The sequence below is a fragment of the Corallococcus sp. AB049A genome, assembly GCF_003668885.1.
In the GTDB taxonomy this organism is placed as follows: domain Bacteria; phylum Myxococcota; class Myxococcia; order Myxococcales; family Myxococcaceae; genus Corallococcus; species Corallococcus interemptor.
On sequence record NZ_RAWL01001057.1, the window covers coordinates 1 to 458 of the forward strand.

At 65.9% G+C, this 458-nt stretch carries 1 protein-coding gene; it reads right to left on the reverse strand.

All coding sequences use genetic code 11. The features are described 5' to 3' along the window. Positions 1-458, reverse strand: a 458-nt coding sequence (locus D7X55_RS40845) for an aconitase X swivel domain-containing protein (RefSeq protein WP_121725750.1), incomplete at both ends; no start/stop codon positions are given.

A 458-nucleotide genomic window follows, 5' to 3' on the forward strand; every position in this document is an offset into this window, starting at 1 on the left:
GCGCATGGCCTGGCGCACGGCGATGCCGTCGCGCCCTTCCAGCATCGCGCGGTCGTCACCCGTCAGATCGAGACGGGCAGTCGCGGGATGCGCTATGGCAAGCGAAAGGCCATCGGCCTCGATGCTGTTTTCATCGATGCGAACATGGGCCGCGCGGGAAAAGCGGGCAAAATTTTCGACGTCGAGACGGACGACCGGCAGCGCCCGCTCGAACATTTCCGCCGCGACAAGTGCGCCCAAGGTCAGCACATCCTCCGCCTCGCAGAAAACGAGAACGGATGGCGCCCGGCCCGTTAGAATAAGGTCGAGCAGAACGCCAGACCCGGTGCACGAGCCCCGGCTGGTCGGCATGAAGAGCACGCCGCCGGTGAGACTGACGCCGTGCAGCGGGTGATGCACGTCGATCACCCTGCCGGTGGCGGGATCGACACCGCCCCAGAAACTCAGCGCTTCCGTCG